This is a genomic window from Actinocorallia lasiicapitis (assembly GCF_054778695.1).
This window is the reverse complement of record NZ_BAAGZI010000250.1, coordinates 1-8899: the sequence shown is the minus strand read 5'-3', so window position 1 is coordinate 8899 and position 8899 is coordinate 1. Positions and strand designations below refer to the sequence as shown.

Sequence of the window (8899 nt, the reverse complement as noted above, 5' to 3'; positions counted from 1 at the left end):
GACATCGCCAGGACCGACCCGCGGCTGCTGATGGTGGCGGGCGCGACCGATCTGCTGGTGCCGACGGCCGAGGTCCTGGCCCTGCGGGACAGGCTGGCCGGGGCGGGCGTGACGGTTGCGGAGGCGTCGTCGTTCCGGATGGGCCACGCCCTGGCCGCCGAACCGGGCCGCGAACCCAGACCGCCGATCCCCGCGGCCGTCAGCGTGGACGCGGCGCTGACCGACTGGTTCCGCCGCCACCTGTCGACGCACACCCCCAAGACGACCAGACCACTCGTCGTCAACCTCTCCTAAGCGAACCTCTCCTAGGCGAGCACGGAACGCAGGACCTCGACGGTGCGGGTGATCTCATCTTCGGTGATGTAGTAGTGCGGGGAGGCCCGGACGCGCAGCCGCGGCCGGGGCCCTTCGTCGTACCGGAAGGTCTGCTCCGACACCCGGACGACGACGCCCCTGGCGGCCAGCGCGGCCACCAGCCGCTCCGCCCCGACCGTCGCATGGCTGAAGGTGACGATCGCGCTCTTGTGCTCGCCCCGGTCGTGGACGGTGATCCCCGGCACGTCGGCCAGCCCGGCCCTGAGCGCGGACGCCAGATATCTGACCTGGGTCGAGATCGCCTCGAGCCCGAGGCTCATGGCGTACCGGGCGGCCTCGGCGAGGGCGAGCTGCCCGGCGATGGAGCGTTCCCAGGACTCGAACCGGCGGGCGTCGTCACGGAACGTGAAGGTGTCGGGCCCGGTCAGGTCGGCGGAGTGCAGGTCGATGACGGCCGGATCGAGCTGCTCCATGATCGTCCGCCGGACGTACAGGAAGCCGGTGCCGCGAGGGCCGCGCAGGAACTTCCGGCCCGCCGTGGACAGCACGTCGCACCCGATCGCCTCGACGTCGATCGGGTACTGGCCGACGGACTGGCAGGCGTCCAGCAGGTAGAGGGCGTCGTGGGCGCGGGCCAGCCGGCCGACTTCGGCGGCCGGGTTGATCAGCCCGTCGTGGGTGGGCATGTGGTTGAGGGCGACGAGCCGGGCGCCGCCGCGGGCGAGGGAGCGTTCCAGGGCGTCGAGGTCGATGGTGCCGTGGGCGTCGTCGGGGATCACCTCGACGGTCGCGCCGTGCCGCCGGGCCGCCTGCACGTAGGCGAGCGCGTTGCTGTTGTACTCGCTGGTCGTGGTGAGGATTCTGTCGCCCGGTTTGAAGGGGATCGAGTAGAAGGCCCGGTCGAAGGCGTGGGTGGCGCTCTCCATGAACGCGATCTCGCCGGGGGCCGCGCCGATCAGCCGGCCGAGGTCGGCGTACCCCTGTTCCAGCCGGTCGCGGACGGTGTCGGCGGCCTCGTAGCCGCCGAGCTCCGCCTCGAGGGTGAGGTGCGTCACCATCGTGTCGAGGACGGGCCTGGGCGTCAGCGACGCCCCCGCCGCGTTGAGGTGGATTCCCCCGGCCACTCCGGGGGTGTCCTGACGGATCGCGGCGATGTCCACGGGAGTCCTTTCGCTGCTGAATGCCCGAACCAGGATAAAGCGCACGGCATCCTAGGAGGCATGATGCGCAGATCGATCGCTTTCGGGGCGGCCGCGGCCCTCCTGCTCACCGGCTGTTCGACCTCCGGCGAGAAGGCCGGTTCCGGCACGCCCGACGAGCCGGTCACGATCGCGTTCGGCGGCGACGTCCACTTCGCGGGCGATCTGGCCGCCCGGCTCCAGGACCCGGCGACGGCCCTCGGCCCGATCAAGGAGCAGCTCGCCAAGGCCGATCTGGCCATGGTCAATCTGGAGACGGCCGTCACGGACCGGGGCACCCCGGCCGCCAAGCAGTTCACCTTCCGCGCCCCGGCGAGCGCGTTCGACGCGTTGAAGGGCGCCGGGGTCGACGTGGCGACCATGGCCAACAACCACGCCCTCGACTACGGCCCCGAAGGGCTCCAGGACTCCCTGGCCGCGGCCCAGAAGTCCGGGCTGCCCGTGGTCGGGATCGGGAACAACGCGGCCGAGGCGTTCCGCCCGTACGTCGCCGAGGTCAAGGGCAGCAGGATCGCGTTCTTCGGCGCGACCCAGGTGCTCGACGACAACCTGGCCACCGCCTGGACGGCCACCGACGCCCAGGCCGGGATGGCCTCCGCCAAGGACCCGGCCCGGCTGATCGCGGGCGTCAAGGCCGCGGCCGCCGAGTACGACACGGTGATCGTCGACCTGCACTGGGGCGTCGAGCGGCAGAGCTGCCCGTCCACCGATCAGAAGACCCTGGCCCAGCAGCTCGTGGACGCGGGCGCGGACGCCGTGGTCGGCAGCCACGCGCACGTCCTCCAGGCCGGAGGCTTTCTGAAGAGTGACAAGTACGTCCACTACGGGCTGGGGAACTTCCTCTTCTACAACCACAGCGGCCCGACCGCGCAGAGCGGCGTGCTGACGCTCACCGTCAGCGGCCACTCGGTGCAGAACGCCGACTGGGCGCCGGCCGTCCTGGAGGGCGGGCTGCCGCGGCCGCTGACGGGCGCACCGGCGCAGAACGCCTATATCGCCTGGCAGGCGCTGGGCGGTTGCGCGGGCTTCCCGCAGCAGACCCCGTAGTTCTGGCATCCTTGCCCCCGACCACGACCAGCTTGAGGAGCCCTCGGATGCGGACGAAGATCATGCTCGGGACGGCGCTCGGCGCCGCGCTGGCGCTGTCGGCCTGCAGCAGCTCCGAAGGGAACAACGCGGCCGAAGGCCAGACCTCCAACCCGCCGAAGCCCAGCAAGAGCGCACCGGCCGCGCCCGAGACCGTCAAGGAGCCGTTCGTCATCGCGTTCGGCGGCGACACCCACTTCGAGGGCAACCTCAGGGCGCGGCTCGGCCTGAAGAAGGACGCCCTCGGCCCGATCTCCGCGACGCTCCGCAAAGCCGACCTCGCCGTCGTCAACCTGGAGACCGCGATCACCACGGGCGGCACCCCCGCGCCCGCCAAGCAGTTCACCTTCCGGGCCCCGGCCAGCGCGTTCGCCGCGCTCAAGGGTTCGGGCGTCGACGTGGTGACCATGGCCAACAACCACGGCATGGACTACATGGAGACCGGGCTGCGCGACTCCCTCAAGGCGATCAAGCGGACCGGTTTCCCGACCGTCGGCATCGGCAAGAACGCCGACGAGGCATACCGGGCCTGGCACACGACCGTGAAGGGGAACAAGGTCGCCGTCATCGGCGCGACCCAGGTCCTCGACGACCACCTCATCCCCGCCTGGACCGCCACCGCCACCAAGGGCGGCCTGGCCAGCGCGAAGGTGCTGCCGCCGCTGCTCAAGTCGGTGCAGGCGGCCCGCGCGACCTCCGACGTGGTCGTGGTCGACCTGCACTGGGGGCAGGAGCTGTCGGCCTGCCCGCTGCCCCGCCAGCAGGAGCTCGCCGGCCAGCTCATCGACGCGGGCGCCGACATCGTGGTCGGCAGCCACGCCCACATCCCGCTCGGCGGCGGCTACCTGAAGGGCCGGTACGTCCACTACGGGCTCGGCAACTTCGTGTTCTCCTCGGCCAACGGGCAGACCGCCAACTCCGGGGTCCTGCTGCTGAAGGTCGACGGCCGCAAGGTCACCAAATCGGTGTGGAAGCCGGCCCGGATCTCCGCGGGCCTGCCCTACCCGATGAAGGGCGCGGCCGCGAAGGCCGAGACGGCCCGCTGGAACGGCCTGCGCGGCTGCACCGGCCTCAAGCCGGGCGCCTAGCCGTGTAGTACTAGACCCAGCCCTGTGCCTGGGCTTTCTGGACGGCCTCGATCCGGTTGCGCGCGCCCACCTTCTGGATGGCCGTCGACAGGTAGTTCCGGACGGTGCCCTCCGACAGGTGGAGCGCGGCGGCGATGTCGCCGATCGACGATCCGTCGCGGCCCGCGCTGAGGACGTCCCGTTCGCGCGGCGACAGGGGGTTCGGGCCAGCGCTGAGCGCCGCCGCGGCCAGCGCCGGATCGATCACCCGCTCGCCCCGCAGGACCCGCCGGATCGCGGCCGCCAGCTCCTCGGCCGGGCTGTCCTTCACCAGGAACGCCGCCGCGCCCGCCTCCATGGCGCGACGCAGATAGCCGGGCCGCCCGAACGTCGTCAGGATCATGACCTGGCAGGTGGGGACGGCCGCCCTGATCTCGGCGGCGGCGGTCAGCCCGTCCTTCTCCGGCATCTCGATGTCGAGCAGCGCCACATCGGGCCGCACCTCGACGGCCAGCGCGACGGCCTCGGCGCCGTTCGCGGCCGTCCCGACGACCTCCAGGTCGTCTTCGAGCCCCAGCAGGGTGGCCAGAGCGCCCCGGACCATGCCCTGGTCCTCGGCGAGCATCACACGGATCACAGGGAGACTTTAACGGCGAATCCCCCACCGGGGCGGGGTCCGGCGACGACGGTTCCGCCGGTCGACTCGACGCGTTCGCGCAGGCCCGTCAGCCCGTTGCCGGGCGTGAACCCCGCCGCGCCGCCGCCGTCGTCGGCGATGTGCGCGACGGAGCCGGCGACCTCGATCGTGCAGGTCGCGGCCTGGGAGTGCCGGACCACGTTGGTGACGGCCTCCCGGACCACCCACGCGAACAGGGCGTCCTGTTCGGCGGGGAGCGGGGTGCCGCTGGTCCTGACGGTCGGGGTGATCCCGGCGGCGGCGAGCACGGCCCGGCAGGAGTCGAGCTCCTCGGCCAGGGTCCGCTGCCGGTAGCCGGACACGGTCTCCCGGACGTCGGCGAGCGCCTCCCGCGCCACCTTGTTGATGTCGCGGACCTCCAGCTCGGCCTTGGCCGGGTCCTTGACGGCCAGCCGCGCCGCCAGCTCGCTCTTCAGCACGATCAGCGACAGGCTGTGGCCGAGCAGGTCGTGCAGGTCGCGGGCGATCCGCAGCCGCTCCTCCGACGCCGCGAGCCGCGCCACCTCGGCGCGTGCCTCGCGGAGCTGCTGCAGGAGCTGCCGCGAATGCCGGAACCCGGCCATCATGATCCCGAGACCGAGGGTCGCGAACACGATGTACACCGAGCCGTCGACGTCGTCGGTGACGGCCGCGCAGAGCAGGGCCGACAGCCCGGTCGTCGAGAAGATCCCGGCGTAGACGAACCGGTGCGGCAGGAACAGCGCGCAGGTGATCGACAGGTAGATCGGCAGCCCGGTCCACTCCTCGCCCAACGCGAGCGGCAGCGCGGCCGTCAGCGTGGCGAGCGCCCCGAACAGCACCCACCCCCGGGCCGGCACCGGATCGAACCAGCTGTCCCTGACCAGGGCCGTCGCGTAGTACAGGGCCATGAACGCGGCGAGCCCCGCGAAGCCGAGGACGCGCTTCGCGGGGTCGTAGCCGATGATCGTCTCGACCAGCGGGATCAGGAAGCCGAGCCCGAAGCTGAGGCCGATGGCGCGTCCGCGACGCGGGGCGACCGGCGCCCCCGCGTCGCGGTGGAAACCGAAGACCGAGTTCATCACGCGGCCACGGTAGCCCTGCGGTACCCGAGGGTGCCAAGGGCGCCCAGACCGATGGTCCAGACCGCGAGGACCAGCAGGGCGGAGCCGGACACGCCCGCGCCGCCGACGATGTCCCAGCCGAGCTCCGCCATCCGGTTCGCGGGGGTGTAGGGGGCGAGCTTCTGGAGGAAGGTGGGGAGCTGCGCGACGGGCACCCAGAGCCCGCCGATGATCGCCAGCGGGAGGTAGGTCATGAGCATCGCGGGCTGGGCCGAGTCGCCCTTGACGGTCGCGCCGATCAGCGTGCCGAGCGCCGCGAACGGCAGGATGGCCAGGGTGAGCAGCCCGATCGTCTCGATCCACTGGACGGCCGAGAGGCTGACGCCCTGGGTGAGCACGGCCACGACCCCGACCAGGATCAGGCAGGGCAGGGCGACGACCAGCGCGGTGAGGATCCGGGCGGCGATCACGTGCCAGGCGCGCAGCGGGGTGACCTGGAGCTGCTTGAGCCAGCCGTCCTGGAGTTCGGTCGCCAGCCGCGGGCCCGTGGTCGACAGGGCCGCGCCGATGGCGCCGTACGCGCCGAACGACACCATCATGTACTCGTCCAGGCCGAGACCGGTGTCGACGTCGGTCTCCGCGCTGCCGAACACGTTGGTCCAGAGCAGGTAGAGCATCACGGGGAAGGCGAGGGAGAAGAACAGGAAACGGCGGTCGCGGAAGGTCCGGACGATCTCCAGACGCAGGTACTTCAGCATGGTCTTCAGTCCTTAGGGGGTTCAGGGCTACTTGGTGAGGGAGAGGAACGCGTCTTCGAGGCCCGCGCCGGCGATCTCCAGATCGCGGATCTTCAGCGTGGTGTCCTTGAACAGGGCTTCGGCGGTGCCGTCGGAGTCGTCGGTGCGCAGGGTGACGGTGCCGCCCTGCACCTCGACCGCGGTCACCCCGGGCAGGGCGTCGAGCCCGGCCGCCGGCTGCTCGCCGAGCGTGAACCGGACGGTGCGGCCGCCCGCGGCCCGCTTGATCTCCATGGGAGTGCCCTCGGCGATCACCCGGCCGGACGCGATGACCACGATGCCGTCGGCGTTCTCGTCGGCCTCCTCGAGGTAGTGGGTGGCGAACAGGATCGTCCGGCCGCCCGCCGCGTACTCGCGCATCGACCGCCAGAACAGGCGGCGGGATTCGACGTCCATCGCGGCGGTCGGCTCGTCGAGCACCAGCAGCTTCGGCGCGCCCGCGATCGCCATCGCGAACCGCAGCCGCTGTGCCTGGCCGCCGGAGAGCTGGTCGGCGCGGCGTCCGGCGAGTTCGGTCAGGTCGGCGAGCGCCAGCAGTTCGTCCTGGCCGATCGGGTCGGGGTAGAGGCCGCGGACGAAGTCGACGATCTCCTTGACCTTGAGCCCGGTCGGCAGCTTCGCCTCCTGCAGCATCGCCCCCACGTGGCCCTGGGCGACGGCCTTGGCGGGCGTCTCACCGAAGATTCGGATCTCACCGGAGTCGGCCTTCGCGAGGCCGAGCAGCATGTTGATCGCCGTCGACTTCCCGGCGCCGTTGGGGCCGAGCAGCGCGATGGACCGGCCGACCGGGATGTCGAGGTCGATGCCGTTGACGGCCTGGATGTCGCCGTAGCTCTTCTTGACCTGGGCGAAGGTGATCGCGTTCATGTCCCCAATACTGGAGAAAGCGGCGCTTCGCGGTTAGTGCGTGCCCTCATCGCCTTCCTATGACAAAAGTCAGGCCCGCGACCATGACGATCGCGGGCCTGACTTCTGGACGTGCGGGTACGGACTACTCGTTCTTCTCGAACGGGTAGGTCGTCTCGATCTTCACCTTGGCGTTGTCGGCGTCGGTGCCGTAGAGGACCGCGATCTGGCGGTGCGCCTCAAGGGAGATCTTCGACGGGTCGTCCTGGACCTCCTTGCCGTCCACATAGATCTTGATCTTGTGGGTGGCGTCGGTCTTCAGGCTGCCGAGCTGGGTGCGGTCGAAGGGGACCTCCCACTGCTGGAACACCTGGTTGAGGTCGAAGACCTTGTCCTTGCTGAACGACTCGACGTGCAGCACACCGCGGCCGTCGTGGGTGTGCAGCTCGGAGATGTCACCGGTGAGGGTGTTGATGCCGAGGTTCGCGGGGATCGGCACGGCCTTGCCGTTGACGAACACGTCGAGGTGCGCGTGGACGTGCTTCGCGTCACCCTCCATGTTGTTCTTCACGGCGAGGCCGAGGCGCTCGGCCTGCTGGGTCGGGTCGGAGGGGAGCGCCCAGGTGCCGCCGTTGGGTGGGCCCGCCGCGATGCGCTCCGCGTTCGACATCGCGGCCTTCTTCTCCTGGTCCTTCTTGTCCTTGTTGACCGCCCAGAAGGCGCCACCGCCGAGCGCGCCGACGATCAACAGGACGACAGAGAAGGTGAGCAGCCAGCGGAGCCGTTCCTTGCGCTGCTCCGCGGCGCGCATGGCCGCGACCCGCTCCTTGGCGCTGCCGCCGCCCGCCTTGCTCTTGGTTGCCACTGTTCTGTCCTCCGGGGTTGGTCGCGACCGTGCCTGAGCATGGTCCCGTTCAAGCGTAGTTAAGAGCTTGGCCTGCTCGGACCCGTTCGCGCTACCTGTCAGACGATGGATACCGGCCGGTCGGACGCCCGGATCGCTGTGGTTCGTTGATAAATGAACGCCGGGAAATGGATGCTATGCCATTTCGGTAGATCATTTATATGGTCCTTCAGGAATTCGTGATTCCGTTGTTATGCGGCTGCGGGCTGTACTAACGTCCCGATCTCGAACGGTGCCGCCGAGGGGCGGTGAATGAGCCACCTACGGGGGAAGAAGAAAATGAAGGGTATGCCTTCCAAGGCGATCAAGAAGAATATGCTGCTCGCCGCAGCGGTCGCTCCGATCGCACTGTTCGGTGCGCTTCCCGCGCACGCCGACGGGCCGCAGGACGTCGTCGCGACCGTCGGCTCCGTCACCGCGGACGCGCTCGGGCTGAAGGTCGACGGGATCACCGCCCGCTGCGTGACGACCACGCAGGGCGTCACCAGGGGCGTCACCGAGATCTCAGGCGGCTCGGCCGCGGGCAAGGCGCTGCCTGCCGCGCCCGCCGCCGACATGAAGCTGCCGCTACTGGACGGCGCGGTCGCCACCTTCAACGAGCAGTCCCGCACCGCCGACGGCGTACTGACGGTGACCGGCGCCCGGATCGTCGACAAGTCGGGCGAGGTCAGGACCCTCGCGGTCGCCAAGTGCCTGCCGCCCGTCCCCGCGGTTCCCGGCGTTCCCGCCGTCCCGGGTGCGCCCGCCGTGCCCGGTGTCTCCGAGATGCCGGACGTCCCCGCGGTTCCGGCTGTTCCGGGCGTTCCGGATGTTCCCGCGGTTCCGGACCTGCCGGCGGACGCGCCGTCCGTGGAGCGCAAGGCGGGCCACGACCCGGTCACCCACCTGGTCGCCGGGCTGCTCGGCGAGCAGCTTCCCACCGGCTCCGACCTGCCGGTCGACGCGCTGGTCGCCGGGCTCGGCGGC

At 70.7% G+C, this 8899-nt stretch carries 8 protein-coding genes and 2 pseudogenes; 4 read left to right on the top strand and 6 right to left on the bottom strand.

What is annotated here, in order from left to right:
* Window positions 1-294: pseudogene (locus ACYVE7_RS23290) on the top strand (hypothetical protein); the annotation flags it as partial.
* 11 nt (window positions 295-305) lie between these two features.
* Here ACYVE7_RS23290 and ACYVE7_RS23285 read toward each other — a convergent pair.
* Window positions 306-1475: an aminotransferase class V-fold PLP-dependent enzyme gene (locus ACYVE7_RS23285; RefSeq protein ID WP_460367162.1), complete on the bottom strand. Its 1170-nt coding sequence runs from the start codon at window positions 1473-1475 to the stop codon at window positions 306-308.
* A gap of 60 nt (window positions 1476-1535) precedes the next feature.
* Here ACYVE7_RS23285 and ACYVE7_RS23280 point away from each other — a divergent pair, with 60 nt between their 5' ends.
* Together ACYVE7_RS23280 and ACYVE7_RS23275 are read left to right on the top strand one after the other, a co-directional pair.
* The gene (locus tag ACYVE7_RS23280; RefSeq protein WP_460367160.1) at window positions 1536-2561 is read left to right on the top strand and encodes a CapA family protein; all 1026 of its coding nucleotides are present in this window, start codon (window positions 1536-1538) and stop codon (window positions 2559-2561) included.
* Between the two features lie 47 nt (window positions 2562-2608).
* Window positions 2609-3688, top strand: a complete 1080-nt coding sequence (locus ACYVE7_RS23275; protein WP_460367158.1) for a CapA family protein — start codon at window positions 2609-2611, stop codon at window positions 3686-3688.
* A gap of 10 nt (window positions 3689-3698) precedes the next feature.
* On the opposite strand, the gene ACYVE7_RS23270 is transcribed toward ACYVE7_RS23275, so the two are convergent.
* From ACYVE7_RS23270 to ACYVE7_RS23250, 5 genes are all read right to left on the bottom strand, one after another.
* The gene (locus ACYVE7_RS23270) at window positions 3699-4304 is read right to left on the bottom strand and encodes a response regulator (RefSeq protein ID WP_460367156.1); all 606 of its coding nucleotides are present in this window, start codon (window positions 4302-4304) and stop codon (window positions 3699-3701) included.
* Window positions 4301-5404: a sensor histidine kinase gene (locus tag ACYVE7_RS23265; RefSeq protein ID WP_460367164.1), complete on the bottom strand. Its 1104-nt coding sequence runs from the start codon at window positions 5402-5404 to the stop codon at window positions 4301-4303. The genes ACYVE7_RS23270 and ACYVE7_RS23265 overlap by 4 nt, the downstream gene beginning before the upstream one ends.
* Complete coding sequence (locus ACYVE7_RS23260) at window positions 5404-6144, bottom strand: ABC transporter permease (protein WP_460367154.1); 741 nt, start codon at window positions 6142-6144, stop codon at window positions 5404-5406. Before ACYVE7_RS23260 ends, ACYVE7_RS23265 begins: the two co-directional genes overlap by 1 nt.
* Before the next feature lie 27 nt (window positions 6145-6171).
* Window positions 6172-7050: an ABC transporter ATP-binding protein gene (locus tag ACYVE7_RS23255; RefSeq protein ID WP_460367152.1), complete on the bottom strand. Its 879-nt coding sequence runs from the start codon at window positions 7048-7050 to the stop codon at window positions 6172-6174.
* A gap of 124 nt (window positions 7051-7174) precedes the next feature.
* Entirely contained in the window at window positions 7175-7894 is a 720-nt protein-coding gene (locus ACYVE7_RS23250) for a hypothetical protein (RefSeq protein WP_460367150.1), read from the bottom strand.
* 327 nt (window positions 7895-8221) lie between these two features.
* On the opposite strand from ACYVE7_RS23250, the pseudogene ACYVE7_RS23245 reads away from it, so the two are divergent.
* Window positions 8222-8899: pseudogene (locus tag ACYVE7_RS23245) on the top strand (hypothetical protein); the annotation flags it as partial.